This is a genomic window from Azospira sp. MPR-LB4, from assembly GCF_058809525.1.
The window spans coordinates 2227614-2252325 of sequence record NZ_CM179521.1; the positions used below are offsets into that span (position 1 = coordinate 2227614).

Here is a 24712-nt window from a genome sequence, read left to right on the forward strand (position 1 = left end):
ACGTAAGGAACACAACGGGTTAACGTTCACGTCAATGGCGTTATACAAACACTGAATGACGATAGCAATGCATTTTGCATATCACCAAAGTCTTATTAAACGTAAAGACCGTTTATCCATGCGGCATACCGGGGGTATTTTTTTTGTCTATGGGGCGTTAAATAAATGGAATATGGTGATAGCCCACCCCGCTTCGCAGACATAAATCCCGCTCAGGACGACGGGAATCCATCCACCCTGGGGGATAATGGGCGCTGAGCACCACATCGGTGCGCGGTCATTCTTCCCCCCCCTTCTGATGCCTGACTGGTTTGCCGATCCTGCCGCCGGCCTGGGCGGCCTTTTCATCGCCAGCTTTCTTGCCGCCACCCTGCTGCCCGGCGGCTCGGAGGCCGCCCTTGCCGCCTTTCTCCTGGCCCACCCGGCAGAAGTGCCCGCCGCACTTTTCTGGGCCACCCTGGGGAACACTTTGGGCGGATTGACGTCTTATGGAGCCGGACGCCTGCTGCCGGAGCAAAGCCTGCACCGCTTGCCGCACCTGGCCCAGGTGCGCCGCTTTGGCAGCCCCAGCCTGTTGCTGGCCTGGGCTCCCCTTGTCGGTGACGCCCTCTGTGTGGCGGCCGGCTGGCTGCGGCTACCCTGGCTGCCCTGCACCCTGTTCATAGCCGCCGGCAAGCTGGCCCGCTACTGGGTCGTGGCCCAGGGACTTGCACTGCTGGCGTCATGAAGGGCGGTCCGGGCAGGACACGGTTCTGCCTGATGCACCGCAATACGTTAAAATTCACCTTTTGAAAGACACGGCCCTGGCCGCCCCCGTCCGATGACTGCACGTCTGCGCGAAATCCCCTACAACTACACCTCCTTCTCCGACCGGGAGATCGTCATCCGCCTGCTGGGCGAGGACATGTGGCGGGTGCTGGACGAACTCCGCGCCGAGCGCGTTACCGGCCGCTCCGCCCGCATGCTGTACGAGGTGCTGGGCGACATCTGGGTGGTGCAGCGCAACCCCTACCTGGAAGACGACCTGCTGGCCACCCCCAGCCGCCGCGAGGCCCTGGTGCAGGCCCTGCGCCACCGCCTGGCGGAAGTGGAAAAGCGCCGCAGCGAATCCGCCGGCGAGGACCCGGAACGCAGCCGCAAGGTGGCCCAGCTGGTGGAAGCCGCCCACAAGGCGGTGGACCGCTTCGAACAGCGCTTCATCGACACCCTCATGCTGCGCCGGAAGGTGCTGAAGACCCTGACCCGCCACACCCGCAAGGACAACGTGGCCTTCGACGGCCTGGCCCGGGTCTCCCATGTGACGGACGCCACCGACTGGCGTGTTGAATACCCCTTCGTGGTCCTCTACCCGGATACGGAAGAGGAAATCGGTCCCCTGGTGCGCGGCTGCATCGAGCTGGGCCTGACCATCATTCCCCGGGGGGGCGGCACCGGCTACACCGGCGGCGCCGTGCCCCTGTCGCCCCTGTCCGTGGTCATCAACACCGAGAAGCTGATCGACATCGGCCCGGTGGAAGAGATCATCCTGCCCGGCCACGACAAGCCCTACGCCACCATCCGCACCAGCGTCGGCGTGGTTACCGACCGGGTCTCCGAAGCCGCCTCGGCCGCCGGCCGCGTCTTCGCCGTGGACCCCACCTCTGCCAGCGCCTCCTGCATCGGCGGCAACATCGCCATGAACGCCGGCGGCAAGAAGGCCGTGCTGTGGGGCACCGCCCTGGACAACCTGGCCTGGTGGAAGATGGTGACGCCGGACGGCAACTGGTTGGAGGTGGAGCGCCTCAACCACAACTTCGGCAAGATCCACGAGCAGGAGAAGGTGGAATTCCGCCTCAAGCGCTTCGACGCCAGGAGCTACAAGCTGCTCTCCGAAGAAGTGCTGACCCTGCCCGGCGCAGCCTGCCGCAAGACCGGCCTGGGCAAGGACGTCACCGACAAGTTCCTCGGCGGCGTGCCCGGAGTACAGAAGGAAGGCACCGACGGCATCATCGTCGCCGCCCGCTGGGTGCTGCATAAGATGCCCCCGGTCACCCGCACCGTCTGCCTGGAATTCTTCGGCCAGGTGCGGGAGGCCGTGCCCTCCATTGTCGAGATCACCGACTACTTCAAGCCGGGTGGCGAAGGCCACAAGGCCGGCGTGCAGCTGGCCGGCCTGGAGCATCTGGACGAACGCTATGTGAAGGCCGTCGGCTACGCCACCAAGGCCAAGCGCCACGGCCGGCCGAAGATGGTGCTGATCGGCGACATCGTCGGCCACGACGAAAATGCGGTGATGCAGGCCGCCTCCGACGTGGTCAAGATGACCAATGTGCGCGGGGCCGAAGGCTTCATCGCCATCACCCCGGAAACCCGCAAGAAATTCTGGCTGGACCGCTCCCGCACCGCCGCCATCTCCAAGCACACCAACGCCTTCAAGGTGAACGAGGACGTGGTGATCCCCCTGCCGCGCATGGGCGACTACTGCGACGGCATCGAGCGCATCAATATCGAACTGTCCCTGCAGAACAAGCTGGACCTGTGCGATGCCCTGACCGAATTCTTCAAGGGCGATCTGCCGGTCAACAGCGCCGACACCAAGCTGGACAAGGACGTGCTCATCGAGGACCGCCGCGAGCGAGCCCTGGAGCACATCAGCGACGTGCGCGCCCGCTGGCAGTGGCTGCTGGACAACCTGGACCTGCCCCTGGCCGAGGCCGAGCAGCGCTTCGCCGAATTCGGCGTGGTGGCCGGCGAGCTGACCAACCGGGCGGCCAACCCGACCCTCTTCCACCGCCTGCAGGACTACTCCGTGCGCGCCTCCTGGAAGAAGGAGCTGAAGGAGCCCCTGGACAACATCTTCAACGGCGCCACCTACCGGCCCCTCTCCGAGAAGATGGCCGCCGTGCAGAAGGAAGTGCTGCGCGGCCGCGTCTTCGTGGCCCTGCACATGCATGCCGGCGACGGCAACGTGCACACCAACATCCCGGTGAATTCGGACCACTACGAGATGCTGCAGACCGCCAACAGGGCGGTGGAACGCATCATGCACCTGGCCCGCTCCCTGGACGGCGTCATCTCCGGCGAGCACGGCATCGGCATCACCAAGCTGGAATTCCTGACGGACGAGGAAATCGGCCCCTTCCGCGCCTACAAGGAGAAGGTGGACCCGGAAGGCCGCTTCAACAAGGGCAAGCTGATGCCCGGCGGCGACCTGCACAACGCCTACACGCCCTCCTTCTCCCTGCTTGGGGCCGAGTCCCTGATCATGGAGCAGTCCGAGATCGGCAAGATCGCCGACTCCATCAAGGACTGCCTGCGCTGCGGCAAGTGCAAGCCGGTGTGCTCCACCCACGTGCCCCGGGCCAACCTGCTCTATTCCCCGCGCAACAAGATTCTCGGCACCTCCCTGCTGATCGAGGCCTTTCTCTACGAGGAGCAGACCCGCCGCGGCATCTCCCTGCAGCACTTCGACGAATTCAACGACGTGGCCGACCACTGCACGGTCTGCCACCGCTGCGTCAAGCCCTGCCCGGTGGATATCGACTTCGGCGACGTCTCGGTGGCCATGCGCAACTTCCTGCGCAAGCAGGGCAAGAAGAAGCTGGACCCGGGCAAGGCCGCCACCATGTGGTTCCTCACCATGAAGGACCCGGCCACCATCAAGCTGGCCCGCACCATGATGATCGGCTGGGGCTACAAGCTGCAGCGCCTGGGCGTCAAGCTGGCCAAGACCTTCGGCCTGACCCAGGGCATCGTGCAGCACCCGCCCGCCACCCTGGGCCGGCCCTCGGTGAAAGCCCAGGTGATCCATTTCATCAACAAGCCCATGCCGGGCAACCTGCCCAAGCGCACTTCCCGGGCCCTGCTGGACATCGAGGACGACCACGTGGTGCCGGTGATCCGGGACCCGCAGAAGGCCACCGAGGATTCAGACGCGGTCTTCTACTTCCCCGGCTGCGGCTCCGAGCGCCTCTTCTCCCAGGTGGGCCTGGCCACCCAGGCCATGCTCTACGAGACCGGCGCCGTCACCGTGCTGCCCCCGGGTTACCTGTGCTGCGGCTACCCGCAGAATGCCGCCGGCGAGGAGGACAAGGGCCAGAAGATCATCACCGACAACCGGGTGCTGTTCCACCGGGTGGCCACCACCCTCAACTACCTGGACATCAAGACGGTGATCGTCTCCTGCGGCACCTGCATGGACCAGCTGCAGAAGTACGAATTCGAGAAAATCTTCCCCGGCTGCCGCCTGCTGGACATCCACGAGTACCTGCTGGAAAAGGGCGTCAAACTGGAAGGAGTGAAGGGCACCCAGTACATGTACCACGAGCCCTGCCATACGCCGATGAAGACCTACTCCGGCATCAAGGTGGTGAACGACCTGATGGGCCAGCGCGTGGACCTCAACGACCGCTGCTGCGGCGAGTCCGGCTCCTTCGCCCTGTCCCGTCCCGACATCTCCACCCAGGTGCGCTTCCGCAAGCAGGAGGAGATCGAGAAGGGCGCCACCAAGCTGCGCCAGGACTTTGGCGTCCAGGACCAGGTGAAGATCCTCACCTCCTGCCCTTCCTGCCTCCAGGGCCTGTCCCGCTACGAGCCGGATGCCGACATCCAGGCCGACTACATCGTGGTGGAAATGGCCAAGACCCTGCTGGGCGAGAACTGGATGGCCCAGTACGTGCAGAAGGCCAACAGCGGCGGCATCGAGCGGGTGCTGCTGTAAGCCCCACTGTCACAAACGCTCACTGATGTTGATGAAGCCCCCTGCTAGCATGGAGTCGTTGCATACAGGAGGTTTCATCATCATGAGCGCCAAGGAAATCAACACCGCTCTCGTCCTGGCGCCGGCCCTGCCTCTGACCCTGATGGGACTGGCTTTCGCCGTCTATCTCTGTCTCTGAGACAGGCCCGCGCCGTGCCCCAAGCCCTGGCAAGCATCCACATCGCAACCCGGGGCCGGGGGCTTCACGAATTCACCCGACAAGCCCGCGACTTCGTCGCCGCCAGCGGCCTCCACCAGGGCCTGCTCACCGTTTTCTGCCGCCACACCTCCGCTTCCCTGCTCATCCAGGAAAACGCCGATCCCTCCGTACAGCGGGATCTGGAGCGCTTCTTCGCCAAGCTGGTACAAGATGGGGACCCGGCCTTCGAGCATGACCTGAAAGGGCCGGACGACATGCCGGCCCACATCCGCGCCGCCCTGACCCAGACCTCCCTCGGCATCCCCGTCAGCGACGGCCGCCTGCTGCTGGGTACCTGGCAGGGGCTCTATCTCTACGAACACCGCCACCGGGGCCATTCCCGGGAGGTGGTGCTGCATCTGCTCGGCGACTGAATCCGGCGGCGACCCTCAGTCGTCGGCGGCGCCGGCGCTGGCCGGGGCTCCCAGGGCCTGCAGGGGCCGCCGCATCCACCACACCATGAAGACGCCGGGTACGGCCACCAGGATCGAGAAGAGGAAGAAGGCGGGCCAGCCGATGGATTCGGAAAGCACCCCGGAGAGGGGACTGACGTAGATGCGCCCCACCGCCGCGAAGGCCGAAAGCAGGGCATAGTGGGTGGCGGAGAAACGGTGGTTGCAGAGGCCCATGAGCAGGGCGACGAAGGCCACCGTGCCCATGCCGCCGCTGATGTTCTCCCCGGCGATCACCGTCAGCAGCAGCCAGTCCAGGCTGGCCGGGGTGTGCAGGGAAACGATGCCCCAGTCGAAGGCCGGCACCATCACCGCGCCCCAGGCCCCCTTGCCGAGCAGGGCCAGCAGGTAGAAGCCGAAGTTGGAAACCAGCTGCAGCACGCCGAAAAACAGCAGGGAGCGGTAGAGGGCCAGGCGGGTCATGATGAGGCCGCCGATGAAGGCCCCCAGGATGGTCAGCCAGATGCCGATGACCTTGTTGGCGATGCCCACCTCCTCCTGCAGGAAGCCCATGCCCTTGATCAGGAAGGGCGTGGTCAGGCTGCCGGCGAAGGCGTCCCCCAGCTTGTACAGCACAATCAGCAGGAGGAAGGCTCCGGCACCGCTCTGGGCGAAGTAGCTGGCGAGGGACTGGTTGAGGGTCTCGAAGCCGGCCTTGCGGGAACACCACCAGGCCAGGGGCAGGGCGGCGGCAATCTCGGCCAGGACGAACAACAGCTGCACCCACTTGTTGGCATCGTCCGGATTGAGGCCCAGCACCACCAGGGCCTGGCGAGCCACGACATAGCCGGCGACGACGCCGGCCAGCATGGCGGCAAAGCCCAGCAGTTCCTTTTTCGGGTCCGAGGCCAGGGGCTTGTTGGCGCTGCTGACCCGGGGCACGGCCAGCAGGGAGAAGGCGGCGCAACCCACCATGATGGCCGCCATCACCGCGTACACCCGGGGCCAGGACTGCCACTGGCCGGCCCAGATGAGGCTGATGCCGCCGGAAAGGATCATGGCCAGGCGGTAGGCGAAGACATGCACCGAGGCGCCGAGACCCCGCTCGGCCTCGGGCAGCAGGTCGGTACGGTAGGCGTCCACCACCACGTCCTGGGAAGCGGCCAGGAACGCCACCGCCAGGGCCGCCAGGGCGAACAGTTGGGGCGCCGTCGCCGGCGACAGGCCGGACATCAGCCACAGCAGCCCGCCCAGGGCCAGTTGGGTGAGCACCAGCCAGCCCCGGCGCCGGCCCAGGAAGGGCGGCTCGAAGCGGTCCATGAGGGGCGCCCAGAGGAACTTGAAGGTGTAGGGAATGCCCACCAGGCCGAAGAAGCCGATGGTGGCCAGGTCGATGCCGTCCACCGTCAGCCAGGCCTGCATGGCCTGCCCGGTGAGGGCCAGGGGCAGGCCGGAGGCGAAGCCCAGCACCAGGATGGCGGCCAGGCGCCAGGCCCGGCCCAGACGGGCGCCGGCGGAAAGGACCGCGGCCTCGGCCACGCTCAGTCCCGGCCCAGGCGGCAGATGGCCAGGCTGGCGAGGAAGTTGGGGTCTTCCGTCACTTCCTTGCCTTCGTCGAAAGCCTTCAGCTCCCGCATGGCGATGCCCTTTTCCTCACACAGGGCCTGGAAGTCGGCGATGGTGAAGAAGCGCACGTTGGGGGAGTCGTACCACTGGTAGGGCAGGTCCTTGGAGACCGGCATGCGGCCGTTGAGGATGGCCTGGCGGTGCAGCCAGTAGCCAAAGTTGGGGAAGGAGACCACCGCCTCCCGGCCCACCCGCAGCAGTTCTTCCAGCAGGGGCACGGTGCGGTGCACGGTCTGCAGGGAGAGGGACATGATGGCGTGGTCGAAGAAACCGTCCTCGAAGCCGGCCAGGCCCTGCTCCAGGTTGCTCTGGATCACATTGACGCCGTTGCGCACGCAGGCCAGGACGTTGGCCGGATCGATATCCACCCCGTAGCCGTGGGTGTTGCGGGCCTGGGCCAGGAACTTGAGCAGGCTGCCGTCGCCGCAGCCCAGGTCCAGCACCCGTTCGCCGGGGGCGATCCACTTGGCGATGACGTCGAAGTCGAAACGGTCGAGAGAATTGTTGGTCATGGCGGCTCTCTCAGACGGCGATGTTGTGCAGGTAGGCGCCCATCACCGCGTGGTACTGGGCGTCGTCCAGGAGGAAGGAGTCGTGGCCGGCGTTGCAGTCGATCTCGGCGTAGGAGACTTCCCGGTTGTTGTGCAGCAGGGCATACACCATCTCCCGGCTGCGCTCCGGCGCGAAACGCCAGTCGGTGGTGAAGGAGACCAGCAGGAACTTGGCCGAGGCCCGGGCCAGGGCCGCCTTCAGGTCGCCGCCGAAATCCCGGGCCGGATCGAAGTAGTCCAGGGCCTTGGTGGTGATGAGATAGGTGTTGGCGTCGAAGAAGCCGGCGAACTTGTCGCCCTGGTAGCGCAGGTAGGACTCGATCTCGAAATCCACGTCGTAGTTGTACTTGAGCACCCCTTCCCGCAGCTGGCGGCCGAATTTCTCCCCCATCTGGTCGTCGGAAAGATAGGTGATATGACCCACCATGCGCGCCAGGCGCAGGCCCCGGGCCGGCACCACGCCGTGCTCGTAGTAGTTGCCGCCGTGGAAGTCCGGGTCGGTGAGGATTGCCTGGCGGGCCACCTCGTTGAAGGCGATGTTCTGGGCGGTGAGCTTGGGGGCGGAGGCGATGACCAGGGCGTGGCGCACCCGCTCCGGGTATTCCAGGCTCCACTGCAGAGCCTGCATGCCGCCCAGGCTGCCGCCGATGATGGCGGCCCACTGGTTGATGCCGAGGCGGTCGGCAAGGCGGGCCTGGGACTCGACCCAGTCCTCCACCGTCACCACCGGGAAGTCGGCGCCATAGGGCTTGCCCGTGGCCGGGTTGATGGAGCCGGGGCCGGTGGAACCGTAACAGCCGCCCAGGTTGTTCACCCCGACGACGAAGAACTTGTCGGTATCCAGGGGCTTGCCCGGACCCACCAGGTTGTCCCACCAGCCCACGTTCTTCGGGTTGTCGGCGTAGTGGCCGGCCACGTGATGGCTGCCGGAGAGGGCATGGCACACCAGCACGGCATTGGAACGGTCGGCGTTGAGGCGGCCGTAGGTCTCATAGACCAGGTCGTAGGCGGCCAGGGTGGCGCCGCTGGCCAGCTGGATGGGTTCGGCGAAATGGGCCCGCTGGGGACTCACCACACCGACGGAATGCTTGTCTGACATCGCAGGATTTCAATCACCAAAAAACAAGACGCCCAGTCGGAGAATCGAGATTGGCTCGGCTCGGACTGGGCATCGGTCCTCGCTTTAGCCGTATTTATTAAGCGCCCGCAAGCTGACGGATTTCAAATCGGCGCTGTGGAACATGATAACCAAGGGGGCGGAGGAGCGCAAACGCGGTCCGCCCCGGGCTCAGGCATTGAGCTTGTCGATCTGCTCGCGGATTTTCTCCGGCTCGCTGTAGCGCAGGATCTTGCGCACCTGGGGCGCGATCTCGGCCACTTCGCTCTTCAGCACATGCTGCTTCACTTCCAGGATCTGGGAGGGATGCATGGAGAAGACGCGCAGGCCCATGCCCAGCAACAGCCGGGTCATGGCCGGATCGCCGGCCAGCTCGCCGCAGACGGACACCGGCAGGCCGGCCTTCTCGCCGCTGTAGATGGTGTGGGCCACCAGCATCAGCACCGCCGGATGCAGGGGATCGTAGAGCTGGGAGACGGTCTCGTCGGAACGGTCGATGGCCAGGGCGTACTGGATCAGGTCGTTGGTGCCGATGGAGAGGAAATCCAGGCGCCGCAGGAACATGCCGATGGCCAGGGCGGCGGCGGGAATCTCGATCATGCCGCCCACCTCGATGCCCTCGTCGAAGCCGATCTTCTGCTCCCGCAGGCTCTGCTTGGCCGCCTGCACCGCCGCCAGGGTGGCGTCGATCTCGTGGGCGTGGGCCAGCATGGGGATGAGGATTTTCACCTTGCCGTACTTGGAGGCCCGCAGGATGGCCCGCAGCTGGGTGCGGAACATCTTCGGCTCGGCCAGCTGCAGGCGGATGGCGCGCAGGCCCAGGGCCGGGTTGGTCTTGACCCGGTCCATGGCGTCCAGGGCCTTGTCGGCCCCCAGGTCGAAGGTGCGGATGGTCACGGGCTTGCCTTCCATGCCCTTGACCACCTTGCGGTAGGCCTCGAACTGCTCGTCCTCGGTGGGCATATCGCCCCGGTTGAGGAAAAGGAATTCGGTGCGGAACAGGCCGATGCCGTCGGCACCGGCGGTGCGGGCCGCCTCCACGTCCTCCGGCAGTTCGATGTTGGCGTACATCAGCACATCCACCCCGTCCAGGGTGGTGGCCTTCATGGTCTTGAGGCGCTTCAACTTGGAGCGTTCCAGCTCCAGTTCGCTCTTGCGCAGCCGGTACTCTTCCAGCACCCGCTCGTCCGGATTGACGATGACCACGCCCCGAGTGCCATCGATGATCAGCAGTTCCCCGTCCCGGATCAGGTCCCGGGCCCGGTGCAGGCCGACGATGGAGGGGATAGCCATGGAGCGGGCCAGGATGGCGGTGTGGGAGGTGGCGCCGCCCACGTCGGTGATGAAGGAGGCGAAACGCTGCTCCTTGAAGCCGATGGTGTCGGCGGGGGAAAGGTCGTGGGCGACGATGATCTGGTCCGTCGTCTCCTTGCCGCCCTTGCGCGCCCGCAGGGCGGAGCGGCCGGGATGGCCCATCAGCACCTTGACCACCCGCTCCACCACCTGCACCACGTCGGCCTTGCGTTCTCGCAGGTAGGCGTCGTCGATGGCGTCGAACTGGGCCACCAGGCGCTCCATCTGCTGCACCACGGCCCACTCGGCGTTGCAGCGGCGTTCCCGGATGATCTGCTTGGGCACTTCCGACAGTTCCGGGTCGGCCAGGATCATGCCGTGCAGGTCCACGAAAGCCCGCAGCTCGGCCGGGGCGTTGCCCTTGCTGGCTTCCAGCTTGAGCTGTTCCAGTTCGGCTTGCACCGCCAGGATGGCGGCCTCGAAGCGCAGCACTTCCTTGTCGGCCATGCGCGGGCCGATGGTCAGGTGGGCCACCTCCAGGGTGGCGTGGGACATGAGCTGGGCCACCCCGATGGCAATGCCGCCGGAAACGCCAAGGCCGTGGATGGTGAAGCTCATGTCGGTCTCCCGAGGTGTTGTTCTGTTTATGCCGCCCGCGGGCGGACTGGCTTGGGGCCGCGACGCCGTGCCGGCGTCATGGCGGAAATCACTCCCCTTCGCCGAATTTGTCGGCAATCAGGGCCAGGAGTTCCTGCAGGGCCTGCTCCGCATCCGGACCGCTGGTCTCGACGCTGACCGTGGAACCCTTGCCGGCGGCCAGCATCATCACCCCCATGATGCTCTTGGCGTTGATGCGGCGGCCGTTGCGCTCCATCCACACCTCGCTCTTGAAGCGGCCGGCGAGCTGGGTCAGCTTGGCCGAGGCCCGGGCGTGCAGGCCCAGCTTGTTGGTGATTTCCGCATCGGCACGGCAGGTCTGGCTCATGCATTACTCCTTTCAGGGCTCACCCGGGCTCAGGGCAGGGGAGCGGAACATTCGGTGGCGGCGGTGAGGGCCTTGTCCCTCAGTGCCTCCAGGGGCAGCTGACGGTAATTGACGGCCCGCAGCAGCATGGGCAGGCTGACCCCGGCGGCGCCGGCGACCCGGCCCGGCTGCAGCAGCTCCCGGGACAGGTTGGCCGGAGTGGCGCCGAACAGGTCGGTCAGCAGCAGTACCCCGTCGCCGCTGTCGAGATCGGCCACCCGGGCCTTGGCCTGGGCCAGGAAATCCTCCCGCGCCTCGTCATGGCCGGCGCGCAGGCTGGCCACCCTTTCCTCCGCCAGATTGCGGCCGAGGACGTGGGAAGCGGCGCCGATGAGGGCGGGGCCGATGTCGCCGTGGGCGATGATCAAGATGCCAACTGTCATTCTAGCTTAAGGTCCTGCCTGGAAATCAAAGCCTGGCGCCGAAGACGGGCAGGCCAACAAGGAGAGGAAGAGCTGGCGCGGCAATGGCGGCATGCCCGGCTGGAACGATTATCCGGTGCGGTCCGGCGGCCGGCAACCGCCGGCGGTCAGCTTCCCACCCGGCGACCGCCAGGGCCGGAGCGGCCTCTCCCCTGCAAAACTAGGGAGATATTACCGTTGCCGGCTTCACTCCGTCTGCCCATTTCAGCCGCTCGGCCAGACCTTTGGTCACCTGGATGGCGCCGCTGCCGTCCACCCGCAGGGCCTGGCTGACGCCGGTGGCCTGGGCCAGGCGCTGCCAGTCGGCGGCGCCGGCGATGAAGAGGGGCTTGGACAGGGCGTCGGAAAGGGTGCCGGCCTGGGGCCCGGGAGGGATGAGCACGGTCACCGTCTGGGTGCCCTGGGCCGGCCAGCCCCGGCGCGGATCGATGAGGTGGCTGTAGCGCTGGCCGCCCACCTCGAAATAGCGCTGGTAGTCGCCGGAGGTACCGACCGCCTCGCCGTCCTTCAGCTCCAGGCTGGCCATGGGGCCCGGCTGGCGCGGATGCTGGATGCCCACCCGCCAGGGATCGCCGTTCTTCTCGCCCAGGGCCAGCACGTTGCCGCCGATGTTGATGAGGGCATTGTGGATGCCCCGGGCCTTGAGGATGGCGGCGGCCCGGTCCAGGGCCACGCCCTTGAGATAGCCGCCCAGGTCGATGGCCACCGAGGGATTGCTGCAGGCCACCCGCTCGCCCTTGAAGCTCAGGTCCCGCAGGGAAGGGCGGGCGGCGGCGAGGAAGGAGGCCCGGTTGGGATCGGGCAGGGCCGGCTTGAACTCGTCGGCGTGGAAACCCCACAGCTCCACCAGGCGGCCGATGGCCGGGTCGAACAGCCACTGGCCCCGGGCGGCGATGGCCTGGGAATCCTGCAGCAGCTGGCGCAGTTCGGCCGAGACCTTGAGGCTCTTGCCGGCGGCGATGGCATCGTTGAGGGCGGTCAGCTCGGACGGCTGCCAGGCGTGGTAGGCCCGGTGCAGGCGGTCGAATTCCTGCAGCACTTCACCCACCGCCGTCCGCGCCTGGGGCTCCGGGGTGCCGGCCACCAGCACCTCGACCCGGGTGCCGAAGACGTAGGATTCCTGCTGGGTCAGGGGGGCCTTGCTGCAGGCGGAAAGAAGGGAAAGCAGGACGGCGACGAACAGGGGTGCTACGAACCGCATGCGTGCTCCAGGGCGGTGATGAAGGCGCCGGCCACATCGAAGCCGGTCTGCTGTTGGATCTCCACCATGCAGGTGGGGCTGGTGACGTTGATTTCCGTGAGCCAGTCGCCGATCACGTCCAGGCCCACCAGGAACAGGCCCCGGGCCGCCAGGACGGGGCCCAGGCTCTCGGCGATCTGCCGGTCCCGGGGCGACAGCTCCTGGGCCACGCCGGTGCCGCCCACGGCCAGGTTGCCGCGGGTCTCGCCGGCCTTGGGAATGCGGGCCAGGGCGTAGGGCACGGGCTTGCCGTTGATCAGCAGGATGCGCTTGTCGCCATGGCTGATCTCGGGAATGAAGCGCTGGGCCATGACCGTGCGCTGACCCAGCTGGGTCAGCACCTCGATGATGACGTTGCGGTTGGGCTCGTTGCGATGGACGCGGAAGATGGAGCTGCCGCCCATGCCGTCCAGGGGCTTCATCACCACGTCCCGCTGGGTGTCGATGAAGGCCTGCAGGGCATGGCTGTCCCGGGTCACCAGGGCCGGCACGGTGAACTGGGGGAATTCGGCGGTGGCGAATTTCTCCGAATGGTCCCGCAGGGCCCGGGGCTTGTTGAAAATGCGCGCCCCTTCCGCCTCGGCCCGCTCCAACAGCCAGGTGGCGGTAACGTATTCGACATCGAAGGGCGGGTCCTTGCGCATCACCACCGCATCGAAATCCTTCAGGGCCAGACTCTCCCGACCCGTCTCCCGGTACCAGTCGTGGTCGTCGGGCCGGGTATGCACGCGCAGGGCCTGGCCCCGCACGCCGCCCTCCTGGCTCCAGGCCAAGCTGTCCACCTGCAGGGCCCAGGCCTCGTGGCCGTGGCGCTCTGCGGCCCGCATCATGGCCACGGATGAGTCCTTGTAGGCCTTGAGCTGGTCCAGGGGATCGACGATGAAGGCAATGCGCATGGAAAGTCCTGAAAGAGGTGGGCGGCAGGAGCGAGCCCTGTCACAGAGGCGAAAACGCCGGGATGGTTCCCGGCCGTCGCCCCGGACAAGGACATCAGGCCGCCGGCGCGGTGTTTTCCAGTTCCACGGACGCTGCCAGCAGGGCCAGGCGGGCCACCACTCCGTAGGCGTAGAAGCGGTTGGGCGGGGCATCCGGGGCCAGGGCGTGCTCGGGCTGGTTGCAGCAGGTCTCAAAGGCCAGGGGCTCGAAGTGCATGCCCGGGGCGTTGAGGTTTTCGTCCTTGGCGCGACCGCTGTGCACCCGGTAGAAGCCGCCGACCACATAGCGGTCGATCATGTACACCACCGGCTCGGCGACGCCGTCGTTGATGCTCTCGAAGGTATGCACCCCTTCCTGGATGATCACCTCGGACACTTCCAGGCCTTCCTTGACCACGCTCATCTTGTTGCGCTGCTTGCGGTTGAGGCCGGTGACCTCGGAGGCGTCCTTCACCGTCATGACGCCCATGCCGTAGGTGCCGGCATCGGCCTTGACCACCACGTAGGGCGTCTCGGTGACGCCGTATTCCTTGTACTTCTCGCGGATGCGGGCCAGCAGCATGTCCACCTGGGCGGCCAGACAGTCCTCGCCCTGGCGCTCATGGAAGTTGATCTGGTTGCACACGGCGAAATAGGGATTGATGCGCCAGGGGTCCAGCCCCAAATGGGCGGCGAAGTCGGTGGCCACCTGGTCGTAGGCGGCGAAGTGGTGGGACTTGCGGCGCACCGCCCAGCCGGCGTGCAGGGGCGGCAGCAGGAACTGCTCGTTGAGGTTCTGCAGGATGGCAGGGGCGCCGGCGGAAAGGTCGTTGTTGAGCAGGATGGCGCAGGGATCGAAGTCCTTCAGGCCGAGCCGGTACTGGGTCCGCACCAGGGGCTCCAGCACCAGGCTGTGGCCGTTGGGCAGTTCCAGGGTGGTGGGCTCGGTGATCTCCGGCAGCAGGGTGCCGATGCGCACGTTGAGGCCGGTCTGGCGCAGGATGGTGGCCAGCTGGGCCACGTTCATCAGGTAGAACTGGTTGCGCGTGTGGTTCTCGGGGATGAGCAGCAGGTTGCGGGCATCGGGACAGATTTTCTCGATGGCCGACATGGTGGCATGCACGCACAGGGGCAGGAAGGCCGGATTCAGGTTGTTGAAGCCGCCGGGGAAGAGATTGGTATCCACCGGGGCCAGCTTGAAGCCGTTGTTGCGCAGGTCCACCGAGCCGTAGAAGGGCGGGGTGTGCTCCTGCCACTGGCTGCGCAGCCATTGTTCGATGCGGGTACTGTCGTCGAGGAAGCGTTTTTCCAGGTCCAGCAGGGGGCCGGTGAGGGCGGTGGTGAGATGGGGAACCATGGGGAGCTGTCTCCGGGTCGGCGGAACGCCGTTGTGGTTGAGACGGCCTATGTTACCAAAACGGGGCGTCCCGCCGCCCCGACGGCTTTCCCTTAGTCCCCCGGCCGCCTCACCGTCCCGGGAACGCCTGGTATTTCATGAGATAATGAAATGGTAATTTTCCGGCCCCACCCATGTCCTCCGCCAGCGCCCATGCCAGCCTCTTGCCCCACCTCACCCGCCGCCGCCTGTTGCTGGCCGCCGGTGCGGCGCTGCTCGCCGGTTGCGGACGCCGGCAACAGCTGGCGCCCCTGCGCCTGGGCAGCAACGAATGGCCCGGCTACGAGCCCCTGCACCTGGCCCGGGAACGGGGCTACTGGGGCGATGCACCGCTCCGCCTGTACGAGCTGACCTCCTCCTCCGAAGTCCTGCGGGCCCTGCGCAACGGTGCCCTGGACGGCGCCGCCCTCACCGGCGACGAGGCCCTCAGCCTGCTGGCGGACAAGGTGGAGGTGCGCGTCGCCCTGGTGCTGGACATCTCCCACGGCGGCGACGCCCTGGTGGCCCGCCCCGACATCCGCCGCCTGGCGGACCTCAAGGGACGTCGCATCGGCGTGGAAAACCAGGCCCTGGGCGCCTACATGCTGACCCGGGCCCTGGCCCAGGGCGGCCTGGCCCCGGCCGACGTCTCGGTGGTGCCCCTGACGGTGGACACCCACATCAATGCCTACATCGCCGGCGCCGTGGATGCGGTGGTGACCTTCGAACCGGTGCTCTCCCGCCTGCAGGCCATGGGCGCGCACCAGCTCTTCTCCAGCCGTCAGACCCCGGGCGAGATCTTCGACCTGCTGGTGGTGCGGGAAGAGGCCTACCGGCAGCACCGGGCGACCCTGAAGACCCTCAGCCAGGCCTGGTTCCGCGTCCTCGACGAGTTCAAGGCGGCGCCGGCCGAGGTCGCCGCCGCCCTGGGGCGCCGCACCCAGAGCAGCGGCCCCGAACTGCTCAAGGCCCTGGACGGCCTGGTCCTGCCCGACCGCCAGGAAAACCTCAACCTGCTCACCGGCGCCACCCCGGCCATCGCCGCCCCCCTGCAACGGCTGGCCACCCTGATGCAGGAACGCCAGCTGCTCAGCCACGGGGTCGCCCCCCTGCGCCTGCTGCCGGCGGATCTGGCGGAGGTGCTGGCGCCATGAAGTCCGTACCCCCCATCCACCAGCTGCCGGCCCCTTTCCGCCTGAAGCGGCTGCTGCCGGTGGTGCTGCTGTTGTCCGCCATCCTGGCCTCCCTCTACGTCGCCCAGCACTGGTACCAGCACGCCAGCCAGCGCATCGAGCAGGAAAGCCGGGAAACCGTGGGCGTCCTCATGCGCCAGCTGCAGGACATCCTCTCCGAGCGCCTGGTGCTGGACAACCTGTCCCAGGCCAAGGCCCGCCTCTCGGCCACCGCCCTGCACCCCCGCATCAACACCCTGATCCTGGCCGACGAACAGCACCAGGTCATCTTCGCCAACCGCTACCTGTGGCAGGGCCAGGACGCGGCCCGGGTCAGCGGCTACCGGCCCCGGGAGGCGGACGAGGCCATGGGCCGGGACCAGCACCGCATCGAGCTGAACGAGGCGGGGACCGTGCTCAGCGGCTACTTCCCCCTGGTGCTCGACCTCACCCACGGCTCCCTGCGCGGCCTCAAGCGCGGCACCCTGTACGTCGAATTCGACATGACGGCGCCCCTGGCCGCCGCCCGCAGCGAAGCGGTGGAGGAATCCCTGAAGACCGGCGCCCTGGCCGTGCTCGGCGCCCTGCTGCTGTCCCTGCTGCTGGACCTGTGGGTGACCCGCCGCCTGCAGCGCATCTCCGCCGCCGCCCGGCGCCTGGGCGAGGGCCATCTGAATGAACGCATCGGCATGGCCGGTGACGACGAAATCGCCACCCTGGCGCGCCAGTTCGACGAAACCGCCGCCAGCCTGGCGCGCAAGCAGGACGCCCTGCAACAGGCCGACGCCCAGCTGCAGGAACACGTGCAGTTCATGCACACCCTGATCGAGGCCATTCCCAGCCCCCTTTTCTACAAGGATGCCCAGGGCCGCTACGTGGGTTGCAACGAAGCCTTCCTCACCTACCTCGGCAAGGAACGCCACGAGCTGCTGGGCAAGAGCGTCTACGACCTGGCGCCGAAGGAGCTGGCCGACATCTACGCCGCCGCCGACCGCCAGCTGTTCGACAACCCGGGCAAGCAGGTCTACGAAAGCCAGGCCTGCTACGCCGACGGCAGCAAGCACGACGTGATCTACAACAAGGCCACCTTCATGGACGCCGAAGGGCGGGTTGCCGGCCTGGTGGGGGTGATGGTGGACATCACCGAGCGCAAGCGCCAGGAAGAGGAGCTGCGCCTGGCGGCCAAGGTGTTCGACACCTCCAACGAAGCCTTCCTCGTCACCGACGCCGACAACAACATCCGCTCGGTGAACCGGGCCTTCTGCGAAACCACCGGCTACAGCGCCGAAGAGGTGCTGGGGCGCAATCCCCGCCTGCTCTCCTCGGGCCACCACGACAAGACCTTCTACCGCCAGATGTGGGAGGCCCTCAACAGCCAGGGCTACTGGCAGGGCGAAATCTACGACCGGCGCAAGAGCGGCGAGATCTACCCGAAGTGGACCCGCATCAACGTGGTCAAAGACGACCAGGGCCGGGTGGTGAACCACGTCGCCGTCTTCTCCGACATCTCGGACCGCAAGGCCCTGGAGGAGCGCCTGCAGTTCCTCGCCCAGCACGACCACCTGACCGGCCTGCCCAACCGCAACCTGCTGCGCCTGCGCCTGGAACAGGCGGTGGAATCGGCCATGGAGCGGGGCGCCGGCGGCATCAACCCGGTGGCCTTGCTGCTGCTGGACCTGGACCACTTCAAGACCATCAACGACTCCCTCGGCCACCACGCCGGCGACCAGCTGCTGCGCACCGTGGTCAAGCGCCTGAAGAACATCCTGCGGGAAAGCAGCACCCTGTGCCGCCAGGGCGGTGACGAGTTCCTCATCGTTCTGCCCCAGGCCCAGGACCTGGCCCGGGTCTCCCGGGCCGCCGAGACGGTGCTGGCCGCCCTGGCCACCCCCTTCGAGGTGGACGGCCACCCCCTGAGCATCACCGGCAGCATCGGCATCAGCCTGGCCCCGGACGACGGCAGCGATTTCGACACCCTGCTGAAGAAGGCCGACACGGCCCTGGTGCATGCCAAGCAGAGCGGCCGCAACGCCTACCGCTTCTTCACCGAGGCCATGAACGTCAGCACCCTGGAACGACTGACCCTGCAACAACGCCTGCACCAGGCCCTGGAGCGGCAGGAGCTGGTGCTCTACTACCAGCCCCAGCTGGACCTGGCCAGCGGCCGGGTGGTGGGGGTGGAGGCCCTGCTGCGCTGGCGCACGCCGGAAGGTCTGGTGCCCCCGGGCAAGTTCATCCCCCTGGCGGAAGAGACGGGCCTGATCGTGCCCATGGGCGCCTGGGTGATCCAGGAAGCCTGTCGCCAGGCCCGGACCTGGCTCGATGCCGGTCTGCCGCCCATGACCATGGCGGTGAACCTGTCGGCCCTGCAGTTCCACCGGGACAACCTGCTGATCACCGTCGGCGACGCCCTCAGCGCCGCCAGCCTGCCCGCCGCCAGCCTGGAGCTGGAACTGACCGAATCCATCCTGATCCAGGATGCGGAAGCCACCCTGGCCACCCTCAAGGCCATGAACGCCATGGGCGTGCTGCTTTCCATCGACGATTTCGGCACCGGCTATTCCAGCCTGGCCTACCTGAAGCGCTTCACGGTGGACAAGCTGAAGATCGACCAGAGCTTCGTGCGCGACATCACCAGCGACGGCGACAGCGCCGCCATCGTCCGCGCCGTGGTGCAGATGGCCTCCAGCCTGAAGCTGAAGACCATCGCCGAAGGGGTCGAAACCGAATCCCAGGCCGCCGCCCTGCGCGCCACCGGCTGCGACGAAGTCCAGGGCTACCTCTATGCCCGCCCCATGCCGGCGGCGGAATGCGAGGCCTACCTGCGCGGCAAGGCCTGACACCCTGGCCGCGGCCTAACGGCTCAGGCGGAGTGGTAGGCCAGCCAGAAGGATTCCCGGCAGGCGTTCTCGAAGACCTGGCGGGCGGGATGGATGGGGGTTTCAGGGGTGCTGGCCAGCACTTCGTAGGTAATCCAGCATTCGGCGCAGGCCAGGGCGGCGGGGAAATCGTCTTCCTCCACCGTGCGGCGGATCACGGTGCCGTCGGCGAACTGCCAGGTCGCCACCTCCCGGCGCACCTCGACGCCCTGGTCCAGCCATTGCGTGCGTTCGACGTTGCACTGGCCCGCCGGCTCCCCGGCCTGGCCCAGCATGACCCGCACGTAGGGCGCCAGGGCCCGCCCCGGCGATGCCATCTCAGGCGGCCCCGGGCCGCCGCGCGAAGGGGGCGAAGGCCTGGGGCAGCAGGGCCTGCTCCAGGGCCCGCTGGGCGAAGAGGAAGCGGCCGTCGCAGACGAAACCCTGGGCTTCCCAGTCCACGGCGTTGAGCATGTCGCACAACACCTGCACATCCACCGTCGGGTCGTGGGGGAAGAGGGCCAGCACGGCGCCGTCGTAATAGCGGCAGGGGTGGAGGAAGAAGGGCCGGTCCACCCGGGTCTTGCCGTTCACATAGATGCGCGGGCCGTCGCTGAGGTGGCAGCTGCGCCCCCATTTCCACCAGTTGCTCTCGTCGAAGCGGCGGATGCGGCGCTGGATCAGGCGTTCCCGGTGGGGTTCGAGCAGGGGATGGCGCACGTCGTAGATCATGCGGCGGGTCTGGCCGGTGCGGGCGGTGCGGGCGCAGACGAAATCCTGGTTGCCGTGCTCGGCCGAGGCGTACAGGTCGTCGGCCCCGGAAACGGCGCCCACCTTGACGTAGAACACGTCCCGCAGGCGCACCGGGCAAGGCTCCCGGGTGAAGGCCAGGTGGCCGCCGCTGCACTGGAAATGGCGCTCCTCCACCTGCCCCCCCGCCTCGTAGCGGGTGCGGCGGGAAAAGTCGCCTTTCTCGAAGCGCCAGATGACGCAGTTGGGCGTGGCCCCGGGGAAGACCCGGGCATCGCCCAGGTCGATGAAGTCGGTGATGCTGCCGGCGGCGTGGAGCAGCCGGTTCATGCCGACGGCGGAGGTGGCCTTGAGGAAATCCCGGGGCGTGATGAAGATCAGTTCACCGCCGGGCGCCAGGTGGCGCAGGCACTTTTCGATGAAAAACAGGTAGAGGTTGGAGCGGCCGTCGAAATGATCCAGGCTGAGGCGGGCCCGGGTCGGGGCCGGAATGTCCTGGAAGCGGACGTAGGGCGGATTGCCGATGATGGTGTGGAACTGCTCGCTCACCGGGTAGGCGAAGAAATCCATGACCGTGGCCCCGGCCGGCGCATGGCGCCCATCCACCTCGATGCCGACGGCCCCCGGCAGGCGGGCCAGGAAGGCGCCGTCGCCGCAGGCCGGCTCCAGCACCCGTCCCGCATTGCGGCGCAAGGCCAGCATGCGGGTGACGATGTCGGGCGGGGTGAAGACCTGGCCCAGACGGATGATGTCGTGGGCAAGGGCGACGGGAGGGGCAACGGGTTCTGCGCATTCGGCCATGGGCGCCAGTTTACCCTATGGCAGGGGCCCCATTCGCTGCCTTCGCCGGGTAAAAGCTGCCCAAAACGGGAAAAAACCTTTAAAATTCACGCCCCTGATCTTGATCATTAGGTCGGACTGGATTTCAGACCCGTTTTTTCGAGGCTGGCCTGAGCCGGTTTAACCTTGTTTTTCCAACCATTTGAGTCAAGCCTGCTTGACCGGAGAAAACCATGGCCGCTACCGCCAACCGTACCCGCCGTTCCACCCTGGAACGCCGCTGCCTGTCCAAGGCCGCCAAGCGCCTGTTCCGCAACAGCCCCAAGGCTGTGCGCAAGGCCGTCTACGCCGCTGAAGGCCACGCCCGTAACAAGCCGATCCTCGGCGCCAAGTAAGTCCCCGCGACTTACCTGACGAGGGCGGCGACAAGCCGCCCTCTGTCTTTCCGTCGTCCGCTTTCGTCGCGCTTTACGCCGCTATCGCCGTTCCCGCTTTTCGTCGCAGTTCGTTTTTCCAGGATCGTCCATGCTCGTCGCCGCCAATATCACCATGCAGTTCGGGGCCAAACCCCTGTTCGAGAACGTCAACGTCAAGTTCGGCGAAGGCTTCCGCTACGGCCTCATCGGCGCCAACGGGGCGGGCAAGTCCACCTTCATGAAGATCCTCTGCGGCGCCCTGGAAGCTTCCGGCGGCAATGTCTCCAAGGACAAGCATGAGCGCATGGCCTACCTGAAGCAGGACCAGTTCGCCTATGAGGACATGCGGGTGCTGGACGTGGTGCTGATGGGCCACGAGGAAATGTGGGCCTGCATGAGCGAGAAGGACGCCATCTACGCCAATCCGGAAGCGACGGAAGAGGACTACATGAAGGCGGCCGAGCTGGAAGGCAAGTTCGCCGAGTACGACGGCTACACCGCCGAATCCCGGGCCGGCGAACTGCTGCTGGGCGTCGGCATCCCGGTGGACAAGCACAACGGCCCCATGCGCGAAGTCGCCCCGGGCTGGAAGCTGCGGGTACTGCTGGCCCAGGCCCTGTTCGCCAACCCGGACATCCTGCTGCTGGACGAGCCCACCAACAACCTGGACATCAACACCATCCGCTGGCTGGAAGACGTGCTCAACGAGCGCAACTCCACCATGGTGATCATCTCCCACGACCGCCACTTCCTGAACCAGGTGTGCACCCACATGGCGGATCTGGACTACGGCAAGATCACCATCTACCCGGGCAACTACGACGACTTCATGGAGGCCTCCAGCCAGGCCCGCGAGCGCCAGCAGAACGCCAATGCCAAGGCCAAGGAACGGGTCGCCGAGCTGCAGGAATTCGTGCGCCGCTTCTCCGCCAACAAGTCCAAGGCCAAGCAGGCCACCTCCCGCCTGAAGCTGATCGACAAGATCAAGCCGGAAGACGTGAAGCCCTCTTCCCGCCAGTACCCGTGGATCCGCTTCGACTTCGACGAGAAGGACAAGCTGCACCGTCTGGCGGTGGAGATCGAGAACCTCAACTTCGGCTACGACCCGGCCAAGCCCCTGTTCAAGAACTTCACCTGCAACATCGAAGCCGGCGACAAGATCGCCGTCATCGGTGAAAACGGCGTCGGTAAGACCACCTTCCTCAAGCTGCTGATGGGCCAGCTGCAGCCCTCCTACGGCACCATCAAGTGGGCCGAGAAGGCCAAGCCCGGCTACTACGCCCAGGACCACGCCAGCGACTTCGCCGAGGACAAGAGCCTGACCGACTGGATCACCGAATTCGTGCGCCAGGGCGGCTACGAGGGCGGCGACGTGGAGACCCTGATCCGCGGCACCCTGGGCCGGCTGCTGTTCTCCGGCGACGAGGTTAAGAAGTCGGTGAAGGTGATTTCCGGCGGCGAACAGGGCCGCATGCTGTTCGGCAAGCTGATGCTGCTACACTCCAACGTGCTGCTGCTGGACGAGCCCACCAACCACCTGGACATGGAATCCATCGAATCCCTCAACACCGCCCTGGACCTCTTCAAGGGCACCCTGGTGTTCGTCTCCCACGACCGGGAATTCGTCTCCTCCCTGGCCACCCGCATCATCGAAATCAAGGCAGACGGCATCGTGGACTACAAGGGCACCTACGAGGAATACCTCTCCAGCCAGGGCATCGAGTAAAGGCACCACCGCCGCCCACAAGGGCCGCCCCAAACCCAAGAAGGGACGGGCATCTCCGGCACACCATGCCGGGGATGCCCGTCCCTTCTGCCATTTCGGCTTCCGGTAGTCTCACCACATGTTATGACGTATGATTTTGCCCCGGATATATATCCTGAACGCGCACGCCATGAACACCTCCTATACCCCTAACCACATCCCGGCAAAAGAACGGATCAGCAACACCCTGTTCTCCCTGGCGCTGTTGGCCTATGGAAGCTACGGCGTCTGGGTCAACGACCTTTATGTTCCGGGAAAACGCAGCAAGGGCATCCACCTTCACGACACCCCCGCCTGGGTCATGTATGGCGCTATCGTTTGTTCCTGTCTCGTCATGCTCTCGGTAGTGGTGGATCACTACGACAAACGCAACAACGAAACGAACTACAAGAGGTTCGCCGACACTTTCCGCATGCTTGGCTGGGGATTCTTCGGACTCTCCCTGGTGCTGGCTATCATCCGCTGAAGCGCCGGTCTTCCCCACGGCACTTTCCTTTTTTCACCTCTGATTCGGTTAAGGCCACCATGCCAGTCCCCCATTGTCCAAGCTGCATTGAACCCATGTCTTCGGTGGAACTTGAGACGCCGGGATTCTGGTCATGCCTTTACTGCGAGGGAAACTGGATTCCCGGCCCCGAGGTGGCAGCCCTGATATCTCAAGCCAAGGGGGTGTCGACACCAATCACATGGACACCTCAGCAGACGGGAAAAACGGTCCGGCTGGCTTGCCCCAGTTGCGGCCCCGCCGCATTTGCTCAGGTAGCGGCACAGGGCACATTGGCCCACAGTTGCCCGACCTGCCACGGCATCTATCTACCCAAGGGCGCCTTGCAGACTCTCTTGCCGTCCCGACCGGCTGGCGAAGACCGCAGCGTCGAAGCAGCGCTCACTCTGGTAACCATTGCAGCAGCGTTTCTATCCCAATGAGAGAACCATGGGGAGCTACAAGCCTGGGGCGATTTACACGCGCCACAGCCCCCTTTGCCAAAGCTGCTGCCTTTGCCACCATCACCTTCATTATCCTGACGCTGGCCATCGGCTCACTGCACCTGAGCCTGTATGAGGGCCTTCCGCAGGACGGCCCTCCTGCGCTCCTCACCGAGTTAGGACTTCTGGCCCTTTCCCTCACGCCGGCTATCTGGCACGAGCCAATGGCATCGCTACCGGGGCGCTGGCTGCGGCCATCGCTGCTGTCATCCTGTGTGGCAGCCTAGGCGTGGACAGCTGGTCCCAGTATTTCATATCCATCGTTCTGGCCGCCCTCTCTGGCGGTTGCGGCGAACTGCTCGCCCTGAAGCGTACTGACCACGCACCCCGCTAAGGTGGTCGGCAATTCAACCACTGTCCGCCACGGAGTTACTTGCCCTGCAACTGCTTCTGCCGGGCCTCCCAGGCGGCGCGCTCGGCGGCCCGCTGCTTTTCCTTGGCTTCCCGCTCCGCCTTCTTCTCCGCCACCCGCTTGTCCCGCTCGGCGACGCGCTGGGCCACTTCCTCTTCCGGGGTCGCCGTGCTGCGGGGGGGACGGTCCTGTTGCTTGGCGTTGAGGCGCTCGGCCCGGGCCTTGGCTTCGGCGGCACTCTGGGCGCGGCCGGCGGCTTCTTCCTGGACCTTGGCCTGCTGCCGCTTCTGCCGGTCGGCGGCGGCCTTGGCCTGCTCGGCCCGGTAGCGCTCGGCCTCGGCCTGCTGCTCCGCCGCCCGGGTCGGGGCTTCGGCGGCACGACGGGCTTCCCGGGTGGCCAGCACCCGGTTGTTCACCTCGCGCTGCAGGGTGTTGGCCTGGACGTCTATGGCGCGGGCCTTCCGGATCGGAACCAGCCGGCGGGCCTTGGCCTCGTCGATGCAGGCGGTGACCAGTACCTTCTGCCAGCACACCTTTTCGTCGGCGATGAACTGCTGCTCGGCCCCGGCCCGAATGTCCTCGGCCTCGGCCTTCATGGCCTTGACCTGGGCTTCCAGGCGGGTCTTTTCGGCATCGTCGATGGGCGCCAGGGTCTGGGCCCAGAGGGGGGCGGCAACGGCGGCGGCGAGGAGGAAAAAGGCGGAACGGCGCATGGCAAAGGCTGGGGAAACGCGGGGGAGG

At 66.4% G+C, this 24712-nt stretch carries 21 protein-coding genes; 9 read left to right on the forward strand and 12 right to left on the reverse strand.

What is annotated here, in order from left to right:
* Positions 1-298 precede the first annotated feature (298 nt).
* The 3 genes from AC3QLZ_RS10555 to AC3QLZ_RS10565 all read left to right on the forward strand — a co-directional run bounded on the left by AC3QLZ_RS10555 (position 299) and on the right by AC3QLZ_RS10565 (position 5311).
* On the forward strand, positions 299-727 hold the full coding sequence (locus AC3QLZ_RS10555) for a YqaA family protein (RefSeq protein ID WP_043798709.1): 429 nt from the start codon (positions 299-301) through the stop codon (positions 725-727).
* A 93-nt stretch (positions 728-820) separates the two neighbouring features.
* Positions 821-4699 (forward strand): DUF3683 domain-containing protein, encoded by a 3879-nt coding sequence (locus AC3QLZ_RS10560; RefSeq protein ID WP_014235846.1) that lies wholly within the window; start codon positions 821-823, stop codon positions 4697-4699.
* A gap of 192 nt (positions 4700-4891) precedes the next feature.
* Positions 4892-5311, forward strand: a complete 420-nt coding sequence (locus tag AC3QLZ_RS10565) for a secondary thiamine-phosphate synthase enzyme YjbQ (protein ID WP_014235848.1) — start codon at positions 4892-4894, stop codon at positions 5309-5311.
* 15 nt (positions 5312-5326) lie between these two features.
* Here the strand turns inward: AC3QLZ_RS10565 and AC3QLZ_RS10570 are convergent, their stop codons facing one another.
* From AC3QLZ_RS10570 to gshA, 9 genes are all read right to left on the reverse strand, one after another.
* Entirely contained in the window at positions 5327-6868 is a 1542-nt protein-coding gene (locus tag AC3QLZ_RS10570) for an AmpG family muropeptide MFS transporter (RefSeq protein ID WP_014235849.1), read from the reverse strand.
* Positions 6869-6870: 2 nt separating this feature from the next.
* Positions 6871-7467, reverse strand: a complete 597-nt coding sequence (gene metW, locus AC3QLZ_RS10575; protein ID WP_014235850.1) for a methionine biosynthesis protein MetW — start codon at positions 7465-7467, stop codon at positions 6871-6873.
* A gap of 10 nt (positions 7468-7477) precedes the next feature.
* A complete protein-coding gene (gene metX / locus AC3QLZ_RS10580) occupies positions 7478-8605 on the reverse strand; it encodes a homoserine O-succinyltransferase MetX (protein WP_014235851.1) in 1128 nt (375 codons plus the stop codon).
* 189 nt (positions 8606-8794) lie between these two features.
* A complete protein-coding gene (ptsP, locus tag AC3QLZ_RS10585) occupies positions 8795-10534 on the reverse strand; it encodes a phosphoenolpyruvate--protein phosphotransferase (RefSeq protein ID WP_014235852.1) in 1740 nt (579 codons plus the stop codon).
* 88 nt (positions 10535-10622) lie between these two features.
* Complete coding sequence (locus AC3QLZ_RS10590; RefSeq protein ID WP_014235853.1) at positions 10623-10901, reverse strand: HPr family phosphocarrier protein; 279 nt, start codon at positions 10899-10901, stop codon at positions 10623-10625.
* A gap of 29 nt (positions 10902-10930) precedes the next feature.
* Entirely contained in the window at positions 10931-11323 is a 393-nt protein-coding gene (locus AC3QLZ_RS10595; RefSeq protein ID WP_014235854.1) for a PTS sugar transporter subunit IIA, read from the reverse strand.
* A gap of 199 nt (positions 11324-11522) precedes the next feature.
* A complete protein-coding gene (locus tag AC3QLZ_RS10600) occupies positions 11523-12563 on the reverse strand; it encodes an FAD:protein FMN transferase (RefSeq protein ID WP_014235855.1) in 1041 nt (346 codons plus the stop codon).
* Positions 12551-13498, reverse strand: a complete 948-nt coding sequence (gene gshB, locus AC3QLZ_RS10605) for a glutathione synthase (RefSeq protein WP_014235856.1) — start codon at positions 13496-13498, stop codon at positions 12551-12553. Before gshB ends, AC3QLZ_RS10600 begins: the two co-directional genes overlap by 13 nt.
* A 94-nt stretch (positions 13499-13592) precedes the next feature.
* Positions 13593-14873 (reverse strand): glutamate--cysteine ligase, encoded by a 1281-nt coding sequence (gshA, locus tag AC3QLZ_RS10610; RefSeq protein WP_014235857.1) that lies wholly within the window; start codon positions 14871-14873, stop codon positions 13593-13595.
* A 173-nt stretch (positions 14874-15046) separates the two neighbouring features.
* Between gshA and AC3QLZ_RS10615 the strand changes: the two genes are divergently transcribed.
* The gene (locus tag AC3QLZ_RS10615; RefSeq protein ID WP_014235858.1) at positions 15047-16045 is read left to right on the forward strand and encodes an ABC transporter substrate-binding protein; all 999 of its coding nucleotides are present in this window, start codon (positions 15047-15049) and stop codon (positions 16043-16045) included.
* Positions 16042-18903, forward strand: a complete 2862-nt coding sequence (locus tag AC3QLZ_RS10620) for an EAL domain-containing protein (RefSeq protein ID WP_014235859.1) — start codon at positions 16042-16044, stop codon at positions 18901-18903. Before AC3QLZ_RS10615 ends, AC3QLZ_RS10620 begins: the two co-directional genes overlap by 4 nt.
* Before the next feature lie 23 nt (positions 18904-18926).
* On the opposite strand, the gene AC3QLZ_RS10625 is transcribed toward AC3QLZ_RS10620, so the two are convergent.
* Together AC3QLZ_RS10625 and AC3QLZ_RS10630 are read right to left on the reverse strand one after the other, a co-directional pair.
* Complete coding sequence (locus AC3QLZ_RS10625) at positions 18927-19259, reverse strand: hypothetical protein (protein ID WP_014235860.1); 333 nt, start codon at positions 19257-19259, stop codon at positions 18927-18929.
* A gap of 1 nt (position 19260) precedes the next feature.
* Positions 19261-20472: an Eco57I restriction-modification methylase domain-containing protein gene (locus tag AC3QLZ_RS10630; RefSeq protein ID WP_014235861.1), complete on the reverse strand. Its 1212-nt coding sequence runs from the start codon at positions 20470-20472 to the stop codon at positions 19261-19263.
* Between the two features lie 212 nt (positions 20473-20684).
* Between AC3QLZ_RS10630 and AC3QLZ_RS10635 the strand changes: the two genes are divergently transcribed.
* The 4 genes from AC3QLZ_RS10635 (at position 20685) to AC3QLZ_RS10650 (ending at position 23559) form a co-directional block, all read left to right on the forward strand.
* On the forward strand, positions 20685-20846 hold the full coding sequence (locus tag AC3QLZ_RS10635) for a hypothetical protein (protein ID WP_014235862.1): 162 nt from the start codon (positions 20685-20687) through the stop codon (positions 20844-20846).
* A 130-nt stretch (positions 20847-20976) separates the two neighbouring features.
* Positions 20977-22593 carry an ABC-F family ATPase gene (locus AC3QLZ_RS10640; RefSeq protein ID WP_014235863.1) on the forward strand — a complete coding sequence of 539 codons (1617 nt, stop codon included), beginning with the start codon at positions 20977-20979 and terminating at the stop codon, positions 22591-22593.
* A 169-nt stretch (positions 22594-22762) separates the two neighbouring features.
* A complete protein-coding gene (locus AC3QLZ_RS10645; RefSeq protein WP_043798718.1) occupies positions 22763-23098 on the forward strand; it encodes a hypothetical protein in 336 nt (111 codons plus the stop codon).
* A gap of 95 nt (positions 23099-23193) precedes the next feature.
* Positions 23194-23559 (forward strand): TFIIB-type zinc ribbon-containing protein, encoded by a 366-nt coding sequence (locus AC3QLZ_RS10650; RefSeq protein WP_157870573.1) that lies wholly within the window; start codon positions 23194-23196, stop codon positions 23557-23559.
* A gap of 429 nt (positions 23560-23988) precedes the next feature.
* Here the strand turns inward: AC3QLZ_RS10650 and AC3QLZ_RS10655 are convergent, their stop codons facing one another.
* The gene (locus AC3QLZ_RS10655; RefSeq protein ID WP_014235866.1) at positions 23989-24684 is read right to left on the reverse strand and encodes a hypothetical protein; all 696 of its coding nucleotides are present in this window, start codon (positions 24682-24684) and stop codon (positions 23989-23991) included.
* Positions 24685-24712 lie beyond the last annotated feature (28 nt).